The sequence below is a fragment of the Caloranaerobacter ferrireducens genome, from assembly GCF_001730685.1.
In the GTDB taxonomy this organism is placed as follows: Bacteria; Bacillota; Clostridia; order Tissierellales; family Thermohalobacteraceae; genus Caloranaerobacter; species Caloranaerobacter ferrireducens.
The window spans coordinates 395,765-414,639 of sequence record NZ_MDJR01000001.1 but is presented as its reverse complement, the minus strand read 5'-3'; the positions used below and the strand labels follow the sequence as shown (position 1 = coordinate 414,639).

16 protein-coding genes are annotated in these 18,875 nt (G+C 28.4%); 2 read left to right on the top strand and 14 right to left on the bottom strand.

Features of this window, described 5'->3' with window-relative positions; all coding sequences use genetic code 11:
• Window positions 1-171 precede the first annotated feature (171 nt).
• The 13 genes from BFN48_RS01970 to BFN48_RS01910 all read right to left on the bottom strand — a co-directional run bounded on the left by BFN48_RS01970 (window position 172) and on the right by BFN48_RS01910 (window position 16,320).
• Window positions 172-1,599: an aminopeptidase gene (locus tag BFN48_RS01970; protein ID WP_069649190.1), complete on the bottom strand. Its 1,428-nt coding sequence runs from the start codon at window positions 1,597-1,599 to the stop codon at window positions 172-174.
• 119 nt (window positions 1,600-1,718) lie between these two features.
• Window positions 1,719-2,393 (bottom strand): response regulator, encoded by a 675-nt coding sequence (locus BFN48_RS01965; RefSeq protein ID WP_083238737.1) that lies wholly within the window; start codon window positions 2,391-2,393, stop codon window positions 1,719-1,721.
• Window positions 2,377-3,540 carry a sensor histidine kinase gene (locus tag BFN48_RS01960; RefSeq protein ID WP_069649188.1) on the bottom strand — a complete coding sequence of 388 codons (1,164 nt, stop codon included), beginning with the start codon at window positions 3,538-3,540 and terminating at the stop codon, window positions 2,377-2,379. The genes BFN48_RS01965 and BFN48_RS01960 overlap by 17 nt, the downstream gene beginning before the upstream one ends.
• Window positions 3,541-3,682: 142 nt before the next feature.
• Window positions 3,683-4,156, bottom strand: a complete 474-nt coding sequence (locus tag BFN48_RS01955) for a hypothetical protein (protein WP_069649187.1) — start codon at window positions 4,154-4,156, stop codon at window positions 3,683-3,685.
• 134 nt (window positions 4,157-4,290) lie between these two features.
• Complete coding sequence (locus BFN48_RS01950; RefSeq protein WP_069649186.1) at window positions 4,291-4,746, bottom strand: chemotaxis protein CheW; 456 nt, start codon at window positions 4,744-4,746, stop codon at window positions 4,291-4,293.
• 62 nt (window positions 4,747-4,808) lie between these two features.
• Entirely contained in the window at window positions 4,809-4,988 is a 180-nt protein-coding gene (locus tag BFN48_RS01945; protein ID WP_069649185.1) for a DUF896 domain-containing protein, read from the bottom strand.
• A 159-nt stretch (window positions 4,989-5,147) separates the two neighbouring features.
• Complete coding sequence (hutH, locus tag BFN48_RS01940; protein WP_069649184.1) at window positions 5,148-6,674, bottom strand: histidine ammonia-lyase; 1,527 nt, start codon at window positions 6,672-6,674, stop codon at window positions 5,148-5,150.
• Between the two features lie 150 nt (window positions 6,675-6,824).
• On the bottom strand, window positions 6,825-7,376 hold the full coding sequence (thpR, locus tag BFN48_RS01935) for an RNA 2',3'-cyclic phosphodiesterase (RefSeq protein WP_069649183.1): 552 nt from the start codon (window positions 7,374-7,376) through the stop codon (window positions 6,825-6,827).
• A 62-nt stretch (window positions 7,377-7,438) separates the two neighbouring features.
• The gene (locus BFN48_RS01930) at window positions 7,439-7,687 is read right to left on the bottom strand and encodes a YkuS family protein (RefSeq protein ID WP_069649182.1); all 249 of its coding nucleotides are present in this window, start codon (window positions 7,685-7,687) and stop codon (window positions 7,439-7,441) included.
• 164 nt (window positions 7,688-7,851) lie between these two features.
• Entirely contained in the window at window positions 7,852-8,865 is a 1,014-nt protein-coding gene (locus BFN48_RS01925) for a LacI family DNA-binding transcriptional regulator (protein WP_069649181.1), read from the bottom strand.
• Between the two features lie 70 nt (window positions 8,866-8,935).
• Window positions 8,936-14,323, bottom strand: a complete 5,388-nt coding sequence (locus BFN48_RS01920; protein WP_069649180.1) for a diguanylate cyclase — start codon at window positions 14,321-14,323, stop codon at window positions 8,936-8,938.
• A 115-nt stretch (window positions 14,324-14,438) separates the two neighbouring features.
• Window positions 14,439-15,869, bottom strand: coding sequence for an MATE family efflux transporter (locus BFN48_RS01915; RefSeq protein ID WP_069649179.1), 1,431 nt, complete (start codon window positions 15,867-15,869; stop codon window positions 14,439-14,441).
• A gap of 13 nt (window positions 15,870-15,882) precedes the next feature.
• Window positions 15,883-16,320, bottom strand: a complete 438-nt coding sequence (locus BFN48_RS01910; RefSeq protein ID WP_069649178.1) for a MarR family winged helix-turn-helix transcriptional regulator — start codon at window positions 16,318-16,320, stop codon at window positions 15,883-15,885.
• A gap of 267 nt (window positions 16,321-16,587) precedes the next feature.
• Here BFN48_RS01910 and BFN48_RS01905 point away from each other — a divergent pair, with 267 nt between their 5' ends.
• Window positions 16,588-17,523 carry a M23 family metallopeptidase gene (locus BFN48_RS01905; RefSeq protein ID WP_083238736.1) on the top strand — a complete coding sequence of 312 codons (936 nt, stop codon included), beginning with the start codon at window positions 16,588-16,590 and terminating at the stop codon, window positions 17,521-17,523.
• Window positions 17,524-17,544: 21 nt separating this feature from the next.
• Window positions 17,545-17,940, top strand: a complete 396-nt coding sequence (locus BFN48_RS01900) for a bactofilin family protein (protein WP_069649177.1) — start codon at window positions 17,545-17,547, stop codon at window positions 17,938-17,940.
• Between the two features lie 25 nt (window positions 17,941-17,965).
• Here BFN48_RS01900 and BFN48_RS01895 read toward each other — a convergent pair whose 3' ends face one another.
• Entirely contained in the window at window positions 17,966-18,853 is an 888-nt protein-coding gene (locus tag BFN48_RS01895; protein ID WP_069649176.1) for a YegS/Rv2252/BmrU family lipid kinase, read from the bottom strand.
• Between the last annotated feature and the right edge of the window lie 22 nt (window positions 18,854-18,875).

Sequence of the window (18,875 nt, the reverse complement as noted above, 5' to 3'; positions counted from 1 at the left end):
GATTAAAATGTAAAATTTAAGATTAATTTTGGCTATTCGTCGTTCGCTTTTCGAATGGCGAATGACGAATAACGAACAGCTAATAATACTAACAACTGTTGACTAAAAACTATTGGCTAATAACCATTGATAAAGAAAGAGGCGGCATCGATTAGATTGCCGCCTGTCTTTTTATGCATTAAAGAAAGCTTTATAACCTTTATATGTCATATATACATCTGACTTGCTTACAAGTTCATATGGAGCATGCATGCTTAATACCGGCACACCACAGTCAACAACTTCCATTCCATAATTAGCTAAAATGAAAGCTATTGTTCCTCCACCACCTTGGTCTACTTTACCTAATTCACCAATTTGCCAAACAACATTGTTTTCATTAAATATTCTTCTAATTTCACTAATATATTCAGCATTAGCATCATTACAACCTGCTTTACCTCTTACTCCTGTATACTTAACTAAAGTTACCCCTTTTCCAATAAAAGGTGCATTTCTCTTGTCTAATACTTCAGGATAATTTGGGTCAAAGGCTGCACATACGTCAGCAGAAAGAACTCTTGAATTAGCTAAAGCTCTCTTTGTTTTTAATTCACTATAGCTTTCAGTTGTAAGCTCTATTAATTCTGACACTACATTTTCAAAGAACATTGAATGCATTCCTGTATTACCATAGCTTCCTACCTCTTCTTTATCTACAAATAAAGCTACAGCAGTTTTTTGTGGTGTATCAATTTCTAGTATTGCTTTAAGTGACGCATAAGCACAAACTCTATCGTCATGTCCATGAGCAGCAATTAAACCTCTGTCTATACCAACGTCTCTAGCTTTTCCTGCTGGAACTACTTCTAATTCAGCAGTAGTAAAATCTTCTTCTTTTATACCGTACTTTTCATTTAACAACTTAAGTACATTTAATTTAATTTTTTCGTTTAACTCTTTATCTCTATATGGAATACTTCCTATTATTATATTTAAACCTTCACCTGTTATACCTTCACCTAACTTTTTAGCTACTTGATCTTTTGCTAAATGAGGAAGAAGATCTGTAATAAAGAATACAGGGTCATTTTCATCTTCACCAATAACTATATTTACTTTCTCACCATTTGATTTAATTACAACTCCATGTAATGCTAAAGGCATTGAAACCCATTGATACTTTTTTATTCCGCCATAATAATGAGTTTTAAGTAATGCTAACTCTCCATCTTCATAAAGAGGATTAGGTTTTAAGTCAATTCTAGGTGCATCTATATGTGAACCTATTATATTCATTCCTTTAGTTAAACATTCTTTACCAATAACAAACATTACTACTGCTTTTTCTTTGTTAACAGCATAAATTTTCATTCCTGGTTCAATTTTAGTACCTTTTTCAATAATTTCTTCTAAAGATATGTAACCATTTTCTCTAGCTATTCTAACTATTTCTAATGCTGATTCTCTTTCAGTTTTTCCTCTGTTTAAAAACTCTTTATACCCCTCAGCAAACTCGAAAACCTTTTCCTCTTCAGTAGCTTCCATCACTTCCCAAATATTATCCCATTTATGTGTTAATTCTTCCTGTAAAACTTTACCTTGTGACTTTTCGCTCATCCTATCCCTCCTATTTAGTTCTAGCATATAAATATTATCTTACTTTTTGTCTACAATTGTCAATAAAATAGATTTTTTTCTTAGTATTATTACTAAAAATTAAAATTTTATTTGTTTTTTTAAAGCTTTTTAATATTATTTCTATAAGCGTATATCGCTGCTTGTATTCTATCATTTACATTTATTTTTCTAAAAATATTTGAAACATGATTTTTAACCGTCTTCTCACTTATATATAATCGTTCAGCTATCTCTTTATTATTCAAACCTTCTGCGACTAAAGTTAATACTTCGTATTCCCTTCTGGTTAATACATCTTTAACCGAGCTTTTATCACTATCTTTATTTGCAGCTTTATACTCTTTTGCTAAATATGTAGCAAGACTTGGTTGAATGAACGATTTCCCACTATAGACATCACGTATTGCTTTTATTAAAGTTTCTGAATCTGCGTCCTTTAATACATATCCATCTGCACCTATATTTAAAGTTTCATATAAATACTCTCTATCATCATGAATAGTAAGCATGACTATTTTCGAATCTACTCCTATATCTTTTAACCTTCTTAAAGCCTCTATACCATTTATCAAAGGCATATTTATGTCCAATAACACAACATCAGGTTTGTATTCAAGAGTCATATGAATTGCTTCCTCACCATTAGAAGCTTGTCCTATTACTTTGATATCACTTTCTAGCTCTAATATTTGCTTTAGCCCCTGTCTCATCAAAGAATGGTCATCAACTATAAGTACTGTTATCTTTTTTTTCAATTTAATCATCCTTCCCATCTATTGGTATTCTAAAAATAATACTAGTTCCTCTCCCAATTGAAGAAATTATTTGAAACTCACCATTAAGCAGTTCTACTCTTTCTCTCATACCTAAAATTCCAAATCCACCTTCAAATATATTAGTTTCTTTTAACTTTTTCTCTACATCAAACCCGATACCGTCATCTTTTACAACTATATTAATTTTTTTCAAAGTAGTTTCAATTTTAATCTGAACATTTTTAGCTTTTGAATGTTTTTTTATGTTATTCAGAGCCTCTTGTATAATCCTAAATAATGTAATTTCAACAATAGATTCCATACTTTTAAATTGACCTATTACAAAAACTTCAACATTTATACCTGTCTCCTCAGAAAAGTTACACCCATATCTTTTTATAGTAGGAATAAAACCTAAATCATCAATTGACATAGGCCTTAAATCGTATATTATTTTTCTTATATCCTTAAGACTTTCTCTAACTATATGTTTCAAATTCTTCAATTCATTTCTAGCTTTATTCACATCAATATCTAAAAGTCTTTCACATATTTCTGTTTTAATTACAACATTAGCAAGTGACTGTGCTGGACCATCATGGATATCTCTTGCCACTCTTTGTCGTTCTTCTTCCTGAGCCTTCAAAATTTTTATTCCTAGTAGTTGTTTCTTCTGCATGTCCTCAATAGTTTCGCTTAAATCACTTAAATTACCACTTAAGTACTCTAAAGCTACTCCAACTTGAGTAACCAATTTTTCTGCCTTTTTAAGAACTTTTTCAGCATTAATTAACCTTAGTTCTAGCTCCTTCCTTTTATTTATAAGATCTTTTTCTTCCTGTCTTTTCAGCATTAGTAATACCTGCAAATTTTTCGCATTATCATATGCCCTTTTAATATCATCTTCATTGTAAAGTTTAAAATTTTTACTTACAGCCATTAAATTTTTCCTACTTTTTTTTTCTTCAATTTCTAAAACATCTACTTCTTTCACTAATTTTGAAACTCTCTCTTTTAATTCTGCTAATTCTCTTCTTATAGATTCACATTCTTTTCTAGCACTTTCTGCTATATCAAATATTTCTTCTTTTCCTTTATTAATAGATTCTATAGTTTTTTTTAGGACTTCATTTATACGGTTAATATCTACTACATTTCTTTTCATAATTACACCTCATATATTTGCTTTATATGTAATACTACATATTTCGATTTTATTTTACTTATATCCTGCTTTTTTATCTTTGTAATATATGGTACTTTTGTACTATTTTTTACACACAAAAAAAGCCGATAATATATCGGCATTAACTAAGTGGCTTAAATTTTGTTAATAAAAACTTATTATCTACTTTTAATAACTCTATTTCATATTTAACTACTTCTGTTAATTCATTTTCATAAGATTTTATATCCCATTCAATTTCAGTTATAAAGCTGATTTTTTCTAAATTATTGTCAACAAATGATACATTTAATATTCTCAAATCATAAACATATTCAAAATCCGTTGGGTTCTCTTTTAAATAAGTTAAATATTCTAAATCATCCTTTAATAGTACATCCCCTTCTATTCTTTTTAGTTTTTGCTTTGCTATATCTAAATCTAAACCTTCATAAATACATGAATTTATTATATCCATTCTACTTACCAAAATCGTTCTAGTTGTTCTTATTACAAAATCCTCATTTATCATATTATTATAAATTTGTGCCTGTCCAACGCCAAAAAACAGAATAATAATCATTAAAACAACCATAATAGTTAAAATTTTTTTCATTCCTATCCCCCTAACTTTACTATCCATAATTCAAGTATAGAGGAATAGGCTTGAAAAATTTATCATATGTTGACAGCATCAAAAATTTTCGTAATACATATTATTACATCTTAATATCCATTTCGTCAAAAAATCTATACTTCCATAGATTCTATCTTTTTCTTTTCATCTTCTGTTAATATTTTTTCTAAATCAACTAAAATTATCAGTCTTTCATCAAGTTTACCTACCCCTGTAATATACTTACTATCTACTCCTGCTACAATATCAGGTGCTGGGTCTATATCTTTATCATCTAATCTAATAGTCTGAGAAGCTTCATCTACTATAAAACCTATTTGCTTATCTTTCAAGTTTATTACAATGATTCTTGTATTACTGTCAATGTCCTTTTGTTCAATATTAAATCTTTTATGAAGACTTATTATAGGTATAACATTCCCTCTATAGTTTATTATTCCTTCAACAAAAACTGGTGCATTAGGTACTTTGACACTTTTTTGATATGGTCCTATTTCTTTAACATTCATAATATCTATACCATACTCTTCATTACCTATTTTAAAAACTACATATTGCTTTTCAGCCATTTAAATTACCCCCTAATTTTTTTCCTTATATTCATTTATTCTACATATTTTTCATTTATCCTCTATTCTTTTTCTTCTACAAACTTGATTGAGTTTAACTGTCTTCTAAAACTTTCTCTAAAATTTTTAAGATATTCTTCTCTTAGAGCTTTCTGTTCTTTCTTCTCCTCTTCTGTTAAGCCTTCTATTTTGGATTTTCTAGCCAAATAGTTTATTCTATTTAATTTTTCCTTTGATAGCATAATAACACTCCTTCCTTATGATATCGTCATTGGTCATTAGTCATTTGCTATTCGTTAAATAGGCTATATTTCATCAATATATATGGATTATAATAAAAAAACATATGTAAGTCAAAACTTACATATGTTTGTCTGTTGGCTGTCATCTGTTAGCCAGTTTTATTCTAACTCACCTATATATGATTCTACTTCTCTTAAAATATCACCTGAACTAATTAATTCAAAACTCTTATTAATATCTTTATATAAAATTCTATCTTTATCTACATAAGTTATATTCTCTCTAATTTTATTATATGCAGCTTTTGTGCCTTTTCCTAATTTTTCACTTTCATTAAAATCTATAGCTTGAACAGCCGTTAACATTTCAATTGCCAGCACATTTTGCACGTTAAATAATATTTCTTTTGCCTTTCTTGCTGCAATAGTACCCATACTAACATGGTCTTCTTGATTTGCAGAAGAAGGTATTGAATCCACGCTAGCAGGATGAGCTAATACTTTATTTTCAGATACTAATGAAGCAGCTGTATACTGAGCTATCATAAATCCAGAATTCAAGCCTCCCTTTTCTGCTAAAAACGCTGGTAACCCACTTAACTGTGGATTTACTAATCGTTCAATTCTTCGTTCTGAAGAATTAGCTATTTCAGACAAGGCAATGCCTAAAAAGTCCATAGCCAAAGCAATTGGCTGCCCATGGAAATTACCTCCTGAAACTACAAATTCATCTTCACTAAAAATCAAAGGATTATCTGTTGCTGAATTTATCTCTATACTTATTTTTTCTTCTACATATTTTATAGCATCTTTACTAGCACCATGAATTTGTGGTATACATCTTAAAGTATACGCATCTTGAACTCTTATCTCTCCTTGCCTTGTTATGTTCTTGCTATCTTTACATAATTTTCTGATATTACTAGCTGTTTTAATTTGCCCTAAATGAGGTCTAACTTTATGGACTCTTTCATCAAAAGCATCTATTATCCCATTAAGTGCCTCTATTGTCAATGCTGCAGATATATCTGCAATCTTCATTAATTGTTTTGAATCGTAAACTGTTAAAGCTCCAATAGCTGTCATTATTTGAGTACCATTAATTAGTGCTAAACCTTCTTTTGATGTCAACTCAACTGTTTGGATACCAGCTTTGTGCATTGCCTCTCTTCCACTCAATCTTTCTCCTTTGTATATTGCTTCTCCTTCACCTAAAAGTACTAAAACCATATGTGATAGAGGTGCTAGATCACCACTTGCCCCCAAAGAACCTTTCTCTGGTATTATTGGGTGTACTCCTTTATTTAACATATCGATTAAAGTTTGAAGAGTACTTAGTCTAATTCCTGAATTTCCCTTAGCTAAAGCATTTGCTCTTAAAAGCATTACAGCCCTAACTACCTCTTCGCTTAAAGGATTTCCTACTCCACATGAATGACTCATAATCAGATTTTTCTGCAATTGTTTTGTCTCTTCTTTTGAAATAACCATCTCACTAAACTTTCCAAATCCAGTTGTAATCCCATACACAACTTTTTCATTTTCAACAAACTTATCTACAAGCTCTCTAGCTTTTTTAACTCTTTGAACCGCATCATCAGATAACTCTACAATGTATCCTTTTCTCGCAACATTTACTACATCATCAATTGTTAAGTTGTGACCATCTATAATCACTTTCCCCATTTTTTCAACCCCTTCTAAAAATTTTACTTTAATTTTCACTCCCTTTCTTATTCTCCAATATTTAATGTTTTCCCTTCAAAAAATTTAAATTTTAAGAAATGTTCAAAATTTTAGTAATTTAATAATTTATCACACTAAATTTATGATACTTTAACCTAAACGGAAATTCCCTACAGGTGTATATATTCTCTTACCACCTATTAATTCACTATTCATAAGCGTTAAGTTTTTTAATGTAAAACTATATTCTAAATCCTTTTCTATCAAATCATCTATAAAATACTTTCTTGATTCAAATACTACATCTCTTGCTAAAGTTATATGCGGGGTATATTTTCTTTTTTCTTTTGTAAAACCATACTTTATTAACTCTTCATCAACTGCAAATTTTATTTGTTTAACCTTTTCTACTTCTCCTGAAACCCCTAGCCATACAACTCTCATCTTACCCTTTCCAGGAAAATAATCTAACTTGTCCAATTTAAGCTTAATTTCATCGAAATTAGAAGCAATCTTTCTAAGGCTTTTGTTTATATCACCAACATAGTTCTTGTCTACACTACCTAAAAACTTCAAAGTTAAATGAAAATTGTCAATATATACCCATCTTCCCTTCGAAGAATTGTTTTTCACCTTCTTCTGTATTTTGCCTAATCTCTCTTTTAATTCTCTATCAAAAGATAAAGCAATAAACAATCTCATTTTTAAAACCTCCTTTATAACTTTATAATATAAAAAGTATAAAAAGCAGCTTAAAGCTGCTTTTATTTAAGTAACCCTTTCAATTGATTATACACATCTTGAGGTGATTTCCCAGTTGCATCTATAACAGGCTTCTTAGTCACACTATCATGTATACCCATAAAATTACTATCTTGACCTGAAACTACAATAGCATCACAATTATCTAGATTATTTTTACTCTTACTTAAACTTTCTACATCATACCCTCTACTTGAAAGGAAATCCCTCATATTTTTTAATCCATCTTCAACTGCAATTTTCTTTTTCACAGTATTCACCTCCAAATACTCTCATTTTTATTATGAGTATATGGAGATACTTTTATTCTTATTTATCTATAATCCATAGGAAATTATATTCCTTATTAAACTGTGAATAATCTTGAATATAATTTCCGTAATGGATATAGGCAAAATATACATTGTAGTTATTTTCAAATTGAAGATTTTGTTATTTTTATTGAGCTATCTCTCTTCTGTAAATGAAATGGTAATATTGTACGTTTTTCTTCTAATGGTTCTTTTTTTAGTTCTTTAATTATTCTTCTTATTGCAACAGCTCCTATATCATAGAATGGTATCTTAATTGTTGTTAATCTAGGTCTTAAATTAGAAACAATACTAATATCTCCAAAACCTACAACCGAAATATCATCTGGTATTCTAATTTTATTATCGTAACAATAATTCATAACGCCAATCGCTAACTCATCATTACTGCAATATATAGCTGTAAAATCATTATAATCCTTAAATATTTCTTTAGCAGCTTCATATCCATCTTCTATTTTATATCCCTTTGCAAAAGAAATAATGCTATTTATCTCCTCTTCTGTCGAAGCTTTCTCAAATCCTTTTATTTTCATGTTTTCTAACGAATTAACATCTTCCTTTACTCCTAGATATAATATATTTCTATGTCCTAAGCTAATTAAATACTTAGTCATTTCATAAGAAGCATCAACATAATCTATAGTTACTGTTGCATAATCCTCTTGGTATGAAAATCTACTTAAAAATACAAATGGTATTTCATATTTATCGATTTGTTCTTTAATTTCTGAATTTAAAACATCAGATACCAAAATTATCCCTTCAACCTGCTTCCTATTAAGTAGCTGCATATATTTTAACTCTGCTGTCTTATCACCATACGTACTACATAAAAGAATATCGTAATTGTACATTTTTCCAACTTCTTCAATACCTCTTACCATATCTGCTATATATGAATTACCGATATCTGTTACAATTACACCGATTAAAAATGATTTCTTTGTAACTAAAGTTCTAGCAATTTCATTTGGTTTATATCCAATTTCTTCTATTACGTCTAAAACTTTTTTTCTAATTTCTGGGCTAACAGGTTTAGAATTATTAATAACTCTCGATACTGTTGAAATAGATACACCAGCTATTCTGGCTACATCTTTAATAGTAACTGACAATAAATCACCTCCAAAACATCTTCTTTAGTATTTACAAACAAATATATGATATTATATTCTATTCATTAAATCAAATAATAGCTGCAATTATATCTGCTATTTTACAAATAAAATTATATGAATTATAATCAAATTCCTTTTCCTTAATTGGTACTGAAAGATATAAAATACCCTTAATCTTTCCATTTATAATTGAAGGTACAGCAATTACTGACTGCCAATCTGGTTTCCCTGTTACAGGATCAATCTTGCCTATATCTTCCCAATCTATTAAAAATTCACCTTTACTACTATCTATCACTTTTTCTATAATTTTTTTATTATATCTAGGGCAATTGTCCCATTTCTGTTCCATTCTTCTTCTAGCATACATATTATTTATACTTAAATCTTTTCCAATCGTAAATAATATTGCCTGATGAATTTCCATAACTTCAATTAGTCTACCTAAAATCTCAAATATCTTGTATTCTGCTTCTTCATCTAATTTTAATAAATTTAAAACATCAATCATTAAAGAAACAATACGTTGATCCTGTACTGTGTTTCCAGTTACTATACCAGCAAGTTTATCAAATCTTACTGCTTTATCTCTAATAGAACTATCCCAAAGAACAGACTTATTCCTTCCTGTATTTTTGGCATGATACAAAGCTTTATCAGCATTTTCTATAAGTTCGTCCTTAAATTGTCCATGTTGTGGATAATTTGATACTCCTAAACTAATAGTAACTGGATAATCTTTACTTATTAAATCAGCGTTTTCTACCTCTTTTCTTATTTTTTCTGCAACCTTTAATCCTTCATTTCCTTCAGTATCGTGTAGAATAACTATAAATTCCTCACCGCCATATCTCCCTACAATATCAGTATTCCTAATATTGTTCTGGATTATTTGCGCAACTTTGCTTAAGATTTCGTCGCCTTTCTGATGCCCAAATATATCATTTACGTTTTTAAATTTGTCTATATCTGCCATTATTACCGAAAAACTATAGTTATTAACTTTCGAAAATCTTAGTATTTCATCAAATAGAAAGTCAAAATATTTTCTATTATAAATCCCAGTAAGTTTATCTGTTGATGAGGAAATTTTTAAATAATAATTTTCAATATTTAAGTAAGCAATATAAGATAGCATTTTCATTAATTCAAAAGTTCTTTGATTAAACCTATTAAAAATCATATCTGAATCTAAGTAAAAATATCCTATAATCTTATCATTTGAAAAACTCTTTATCTTTTTTCTTCTTTCTACTTTATTTAATAAACTTTCCTTTCTAGTTCTAAAAATTGGAATGCAAATCATAGATTTAATATCACCAAATAAAAGCCTATCTGTTTCATTTTTTACCTCTTCAAAAATATTTTTTAAAATAAAAGCCTTCTGTTTCTGTTTAATTATAAATCTTATTTTTTTCAATTCTTCCTGATCAATATTATCTATTGTAGAAGCAATAACTTCTAATTCATTTGTTACTTCATTATTTATGAAAATAATGCCTCTGCTAGCTAAACTTTGGTCAACTGCAAAGCTTATTAGTCTATACAAATTATTTTCATAATCATCATTGAATTTTTCTATCAGCTTTGTTACCTGCAATATATTGAGATATGCATTTGTATCTTTACTATTTACTTCAATAGTCCTATTTATTTTATTAAATAAGTTTACTAAAAGGTCGATATCTTTCAGACTATTATCTTTTAATTTTTTAAGCACTTCATTTGCTTTTTCTACCAATAATTCATCTTTGTCCGTTAATAAAATATCGATTATCGCACTTACTCTTTGTATTATCTTATACTTACCATGGCTACTGAAATAAGTTAATCTAAAATTCTCATCTGGTATCTTTTTTGAAAGCCTTTTTAATAAGTCCAAAACCATCAGATAGTAATTGGCTGCTTTATAATACTCTTGTTTCTTAAAATACTTTTCACCAATCATATAATAAATAAATAATTCAAACTCTAAGAATCTATTATCTCTAACCAGTTTAAGTACTTCTAATAACCTTTGAATTCCCCAATCTTCTATACATATATTTAACATTCTTCTAACTATATCTAGATAAATTGTAGATACTCTTTTTGATATTTGGGCATCTTCTTTCAATAACTCTAATGCATAATCTATATCACCAATTTGAATAGCAACATATGCTATCCTTAAAAGGAAATCTCTTCGGCCAGTATTTCTGTTTCTAAGTTTAAATTCATTTCTTATTTTATTAATTTCTTCTTTGTCTAATATACCAGTTTCATAATATTTAATAATGGCTTTTAAAGATATCGCATTAAGTTTATATTTGATATCAAATTTAGTACTATTTTTTATTGTCTTATCACAATATTCTTTCGCTTTATCCCATTTACCAAATTTATAATAAAATTCACTTAAAAAGTTATAATATTCAGTAACATTTATTTTACTTATATTAGATTTTTCAAACTTCTCTTGTATAATATAATAACAATCAAAACATTTATCAAACTCCCCTGTATGAAGATATATAGTAGCTAAATTTTTCATAGCAAGGAAATACGTATCTTCATCTTCAAGCTCTTTTGACAATTTAACAGCTCTTTCAACTACTTCCTTAGCCTTTTCATATTCATTGATACTCAAGTATAATTCACCTATATTATTTAAAAATACTACTTCACCTTGTGTAGAATTATACTTCTGAGATATCTCAATTCCTTCTCTCATGTATTTCATTGCTTTGTCAATTTCATCAAAATAATCTGCGTAAATTATACCAATATTATTAATAGGACGAGTAGATTCAACAAATTCATTAGCTTTTTGGAATAGCTTTATACTTTTTTCAAAACATTCTCTCGACAAATTAATTTTTTCTGTAAACATATGAACAAGACCCATATGATTATAGATATTGCCTGCATATCTATATAAATTTTCTCCTAAAGCTAATTTTAAATATTTTTCGCTAAACCTCAAAACTGAATCATATTTACCCTTCCAAATATTGATTTTATTTAGTAAAATCACAGCATCCAAGATATCTTCAATTGAATCTATAGCTTTAGCCTCCAAATACGCTTCCGTCGCTAATCTTCTACATGTATTCAAATCATTTCTTAAATAAAAAATATTCGCCATATTTATCTTGCATCTAATAACTAACTGTTTGTTATCTGTTTTTAGCGCTCCTTGAAGGGCTTTTTTATACATATCTATAGCTTTATTATTTTCACCCTGATAAGCATATAATTTACCCATATTTATCAATACATATAATTTTCTTATATCAGTTGGTTTTTCCTTTAAGAGTCTATATGCCTTTTCCCACAATAACATCGCACGTGAATTTGCAAGTAATCTTTGCATCTTCTTAGCAAATGTAATAGCATAGTCAATAGCTTTATCTATTTCATTAGATAAAGTTAAATGGAAAATTAATTCATCAAAATTTACTCTATCCTGTTTCTTGTAAATATCCTCAAGAATTTCAGAGGCTTGCTTATGCAGTTTACTTCTTTCATTTTTATCAATGCTGTTATATATATATCCTTTGACATTTCGATTATAAAAAGTATAAGTATAACCCCAATCCTCTACTCGTTTATCCAATAGTTTCATAGAAACTAAATTTTCAATTAATCTTAATAATTTTTTCCCACTTACCTTTACCATTTTCTCTATAATTTTTTGAGAAACTGGACTGTTAAATATAGAAATTATTTTAATAATACTGTATAAATCTCTATCTAACAGTTCAATTTGCTCTTTAATAGCTTCATCGATATTTACAGGTATAGGGAGTTGGTCAATACTTTCAATATTTAATTTCCATCCACCTTTTTTGTCCAAATAAAGCTCTTTTGCTACATACAGTTTTTTCAAAACTTCTTCTATATATCTTGGATTACCATTAGTTTCTTTTATTATTCTAGCTGTAAAATTAATAGGTTTATAGTCAATATTTAAAATATTACTTAATAATTCCGATGTTTCATGTAAATTAAGTTTAAGTAATTCAAGTTCTTTAACTTCATCAAAATTTTTCCATTCATCAATAATATCTTTTACCTCTGACCTATATCTTATTTTTTCTTCATCATAAGTAATAATTAATAGAAGAGGTACCGAACTACTGTTTTTTATAATAAAATTCAACATTCTAAAAGTTTCTAAGCTTGCATTGTGTAAATCATCTATCATAATATAAGTTGGCGTCTTATTTATATAATCTACAAGAAAATTAGTAATACGATCATATAACCTTAACTTTTCCTTATCTGCACTTAAAACTGGTGATGGTTTAATATCTTTTTTAATAAGTCTTATTTCTGGTATTATTTTCACTAATTCTGCACCATATTTCTCGATTAAACTAATATCTGCATTCTTTACCATCTGTTTCAAAATCATTTGTATTGATGAAAAGCCAACCGAATTTGATATATCAACCATAGTTTTAAATAATGTTCTGCTACTCATTCTTAATCTAAATCCTATTTCATTGAGAAAACGTGTTTTACCAATTCCACCTTCTCCTTTAATTAATACCAATTTTGTTTTATAATTTCCTGTATTGAATTGACTGTCAATATCAAGCACTTCTTTTATTTCTTTGTCTCTACCCACTATCGGTGTTTTAAATATTAAATTTCTATTTGTAAAATTAAACTCAAATTGCCTTCCTGTAATAATATTCAAATCATTAACTAATTGGTAAATATCGTCATATCTCTTGCTAATATCTCTACTTATACATTTTTTAATAATTTTAAAATAATCATCATCTAAGCTTTTTACTTCCTCTAATATACTTTGATAACTAAAATCTGTTTTATTAAAACCTTTTAACAAAACATAAAATAATATACCAATTGAAAATATATCTGTTCGCTTATCTATCTTTTCTTTATCAAAGGTAAATTCAGGTGCAATAAATAATCTATCATTATAGTCAAAAGTTCTGCTTAAAATATGTTCTTTTACTGAAATAATATCTTGTAATTTAATTTTTATTTCATTTTTAGATTTATCTATAAAAATATTTTCTGGGTTTAAGAAAATATAAGTAATTCCTTGTAAATGTAAATGATATATTATATCACATATTTGATAAATAATACTGATTACTTCTTTTTCTGTAAGTTTATCTACAACGTCAATAAGCTTAAATCCACTTTTTATTTCAGTTGTATAAAAATACAAAGGTTTTTTTGACGCTTTATTATCAATTGTTTTAACTATATCAAAGCTATGACTTTTGATAATATTAGGATGTGTAATAGTACTATATTTAATAAAATTTTGTGTTAGGTATTCTACATACTTACTAGTATTCAAAGTTTCTTTATATAATTTTAGAAATTTCTTTGCATTGTTTTTTATTAAGTCTCTTACTTCATATGTAATACTTTCATTATTTTCTTCAATAATATTATTTATAAAATACCTATTGTTTATTAATTCCATAAAATCCCCTTCCCCATAACAAGCAATACTTTATATTGTAAGTTTCAGAAGATATTGAATTTAAATAACATTATACCATAAATCAAACTTTAAGGGTATATTTTACCATATGTTATCATACTTGTATGCTTTTCCATCTACCAGATCTAAATCTAATAAATAATAAAAATCCCCTTATAATTAAATCAATACTCATAGCTATCCAAGCACCAATTAAACCAAGTTTTAAAACTATTACAAATAGGTATGCTAATGTAAGTCTTATTCCCCAAATACCTGTAAAAGTAATTATAAGTACCCATTTAGTATCACCTGCACCCCTTAGCCCCCCTGCAAATCCCATTACACCTGCTAAGAAAGGCTGTGATATAGCAACAATTCTGAGACACCATCTTGCACTATTTAATATGTCCTTGTCTCTTGTAAAAATCATTAAAAACATATCAGGCCAAATAAAGAAAAAAAGTCCAAATATGCCCATCACTATAGAAGCCATCTTTACAGCTATATATCCACTTTTCTGTGCTAATTTAGGATTTTCAGCCCCTAAATACTGACCAACTAAAGTAGTTGCTGCTAATGCAAATCCAAACCCTGGCATAAAAGATATAGATTCAGCAGTTAATGTAATTCTATGTGCTGCTATCATTGTTGTACCAAGACTTGTTACTATTCTAAAAAACAAAAGTTGTCCAAATCTCATAAAAAATTGTTCTATTGCAGCAGGTATTCCAATATTAAAAATACGTTTAATAATCTGAAAATCAATTTTATTATTTTCTTTAATATTAATTTTTAATTTACCTTTACCTTTGATAATGATTAAAAAAATAAAAAAACCGGCAATACTACGAGCAAAAGCTGTAGAAATAGCTGCACCAACCACTTCTAAACCAGCACCTGGTATTTTAATAAATATACTTTTATTTAATATAGGAATACTTATGTCTATTATTCTAGTATGGTAAATTAAGAAAAAGTTACCGACTATATTTATTATATTTGAAACACCATTTACATACATAGGTGTCTTAGTATCACCTGTTCCTCTAAAAACACCACTCATTATAGTACCTATTATCATAAAAGGAAACGATAAACTTACGATTCTGAAATACTTTATTGCTTGTGGGATTACATCTGTTTTTGCTCCCATTAGAATAACTACCGTCTTAGCTGATAATTGTCCCAAAAGACTAAAAAAAATTGCTAATATAAAACTAATAATTAATGCTTGCTTAGCTACATCATTTGCTTTTTTAATATCCTTAGCTCCAATAAATCTTGCAACTAAAGCTGTAGTACCAACGCTTATTGCCGCAAAAAATGTCAATGCGGTCATTATAGGCATATCACTTATGCCAATTGCAGCAATAGCTGAAGCTCCAAGACTTCCAACCATAGCCATATCAGCAAAACCTAGTAAAGTTTGCATTAACATCTCCATAATTGCAGGAAAAGCTAATCTAATAGTTTGTCTCGTTAGATCTTTATCTATTGGTGTTTCTTCTATAACTTTTCTATTTGCATTTTTTACAGCTTCCACAACAAAGCCTCCCCTAAAGTTCTCTTTCCATAGCTATATATAACTTTTTTAAACTTTTAACAAGAAACTGCTTCTCTTCCTCTGTAAACGAGTTTAACTTCTCTTCTAAATAATCTATCCTTCTATTAAGAACCTTATTTAATATTTCAAATCCCTTATCTAATACTTTTATTCTAACTACTCTTCTATCTTTATCGTCTCTTACTCTTATAACCAAATCATTTTTTTCCATTCTATCAACTAAATCTGTTATTGTACTATATGCAAGGGCCATTTTTTCACTTAGTTCTCCTATAGTCAAATTTCCTTCTCTTATCAAATACTGAAGTGCGTTAAATTGAGGTCCTGTTATATTATAATCTTTTAAAATCTCCCTTCCTTTTTTCTTTATTATGCAGTCAACTTTCCTCAAATATTTCTCAATAGCTTCAACATTATTAAACTGACACATTTCTTCTACCTCCTAATATTTCGATACTCTAAATTTTATTGCTATAATTATAGTACCATTTGATCCATTTTAGTTCAACAGACTAACCTTAACTTGCATACAAAAGGAATAAATATTTTTATAGGGACATACATATCTATATAACATATTTTTTCCAAATTAATTTCTACAATTTTCTCACAATATAAAGAAGGATTTATAAGACGCTTATAGAATAAGTAATTTGTGGCTTTACTTACCTTAATTACTTATGAAAGGGGGGGAAAGTTGAAATACATTCATACTAAATCAAAAAAGCCAAAATATTTCTCTTTGCTTATCGTTCCCCACTCTAACAATATAAAACAATTAAAAATAGCCACGTGGGTTCCTAAATTCTTAATACTTCTCATTACTATCATTTTATCTACGACGGGTTTTTTATTTTATGCTTATCGAGAATTAAAAAATGAATATCTAGCAAAGCTCGACGAGCTAGACTATGTAAGTAATGTCAACCTAAGGCAAAAAGCTGAAATTGAAACTTTAAGACAGAAAACTGCTGAAATACAGGAAAAACTTGATGCTATTTCTACATTTCAAGAAACAATTAAAAATATGGTTGGACTTAAAGATAATAAAAAAGAAAAAAAAGCGACAAATTCTTCAAGGAGTGGAAATTCATTTTTTAAAGAAAAATTAATTTTAGAAGAACTTGATAATAGCATAACATCGCAAATGGATGATTTATCAAAGCTTTTAGATAATAGTAAAGAGGAATTAAGTAAACTAATAGTAGATGTAGAAAAAAGGCTAAAATATTTAGATGCAAAACCAAATTTAATGCCTACCGAAGGTAGAATAACCTCTGGTTATGGTTATAGACGTAATCCATTTGGTAGAGGAAGAGAATTTCATAAGGGATTAGATATAGCAAATAAACCAGGAACAAAAATTAAGGCTGCTGGAAGTGGAGTTGTAACTTTTGCAGGTTATTATGGGGGATATGGGAAAGTCATAATAATCAGTCATGGATATGGATATCAATCTATATATGGACATAATAAAAAACTTTTTGTAAAAGTCGGACAACATGTTAAAAAAGGAGAAGTTATTGCTGAAATGGGCAATACAGGTAGAAGTACAGGTCCACATTTGCACTTTGAAATTAGGTACTATGGCAAACCCGTCAACCCCAAGAATATAATTAATAACTATGAATAATTTTATAAGGAGCGATTCGTAATGTTTAACAAAAAGGAAGTAAAGCTTGATAAGATTGATACACTTATTGGTAAGAATACGAAACTTGAAGGAAAAATTGAATGCAAAGGAACAATAAGATTAGATGGCGAACTAACAGGGGACTTAATCGTTGAAGGAAATGTTATAATTGGCGAAAGTGGAAAAGTTAATGGAAACATAACTTGCAATAATGTTTTTATATCAGGTATTGTAAAAGGCAATGTTATCTCAAAAGAAATGTTAAGATTAACAAATACAGCCAAATTATATGGAGATATTCAAGTAAAAACTTTTATTGTGGATGAAAATGCTGTATTTGAAGGCTCATGTAAAATGGAAGCTACTAAAACTTCAAATGAAACAAAAGTTAATAAAGAATCAAAAAAATCAAAATAAGGAGCAATTCTAAAGCTCCTTATTTTTATCTTACAAAAATCCTAAATGCTTGTGGGGCTATCTCAAATACAGCTGGTAACATTCCAAGATATTCTCCATCTACATCAACATGCACTTTATCCTTAGTACTGATTTTAATCCTTTTAGTTTTAAAATAAGCTACATTTGGATGTTTTATATGTTCGCCCTTTAATAGATTTATAAAAATAGAAACTATATCAGTAATTTCTGATTTCTTTATTATTATACAATCTAAGTAACCATCTTCTACTTCTGCTGCTGGAGCAAGCCTTTTAAAACCTCCAATTGATGAACTATTAGATATAAGAAATAATAATACATCTTCATTAGCGCTATATTCATCACTTTCAATTGTTAAGTTTATTGGCTTAAACTTTTGTCTAGGTATTTCTTTAAGTCCTTCTATATAATAAGCCATCCTTCCAAGTACAGTTTTCAACTCTGATGGCACTTGATGTGCAACATTAGTTAATAACCCACCAGCTGCAACATTTACAAAGTACTTGTCTCCTACTTTCCCTAAATCTACATCTATTGTCTTGTCTGATAATATCATATCACAAAAATCTTTAACATTCCTTGGTATATCCATAAAATTAGCAAAATCATTTACAGTCCCAGCAGCAAGTATACCTACAGGTATCTTTCTACCACCTACTACAATACCATTTGCAACCTCATTTACTGTACCGTCACCACCGCATGCAATTATTATATCCCAATCTTCTTTGCAGCACTTTACAGTCTCATAAAAAGCATCATTCTTTTTTTTCGTTGCAAATTTGCCTACTAAATAACCGTTATCCATTAAAATATTACAAATCGTATCTATTCTTCTTTGAACTATCTGTCTTCCTGAAGATGGATTATATATAACTTTTACTTTTTTCATTTGTATCACCTGCTGCATATTT

Coding starts and splice junctions, on each gene's coding strand:
- BFN48_RS01970 (WP_069649190.1), bottom strand. CDS start 1,599: ATGAGCGAAAAGTCACAAGGTAAAGTTTTACAGGAAGAATTAACACAT.
- BFN48_RS01965 (WP_083238737.1), bottom strand. CDS start 2,393: ATGGGAAGGATGATTAAATTGAAAAAAAAGATAACAGTACTTATAGTT.
- BFN48_RS01960 (WP_069649188.1), bottom strand. CDS start 3,540: ATGAAAAGAAATGTAGTAGATATTAACCGTATAAATGAAGTCCTAAAA.
- BFN48_RS01955 (WP_069649187.1), bottom strand. CDS start 4,156: ATGAAAAAAATTTTAACTATTATGGTTGTTTTAATGATTATTATTCTG.
- BFN48_RS01950 (WP_069649186.1), bottom strand. CDS start 4,746: ATGGCTGAAAAGCAATATGTAGTTTTTAAAATAGGTAATGAAGAGTAT.
- BFN48_RS01945 (WP_069649185.1), bottom strand. CDS start 4,988: ATGCTATCAAAGGAAAAATTAAATAGAATAAACTATTTGGCTAGAAAA.
- hutH (WP_069649184.1), bottom strand. CDS start 6,674: ATGGGGAAAGTGATTATAGATGGTCACAACTTAACAATTGATGATGTA.
- thpR (WP_069649183.1), bottom strand. CDS start 7,376: ATGAGATTGTTTATTGCTTTATCTTTTGATAGAGAATTAAAAGAGAGA.
- BFN48_RS01920 (WP_069649180.1), bottom strand. CDS start 14,323: ATGGAATTAATAAACAATAGGTATTTTATAAATAATATTATTGAAGAA.
- BFN48_RS01910 (WP_069649178.1), bottom strand. CDS start 16,320: ATGTGTCAGTTTAATAATGTTGAAGCTATTGAGAAATATTTGAGGAAA.
- BFN48_RS01900 (WP_069649177.1), top strand. CDS start 17,545: ATGTTTAACAAAAAGGAAGTAAAGCTTGATAAGATTGATACACTTATT.
- BFN48_RS01895 (WP_069649176.1), bottom strand. CDS start 18,853: ATGAAAAAAGTAAAAGTTATATATAATCCATCTTCAGGAAGACAGATA.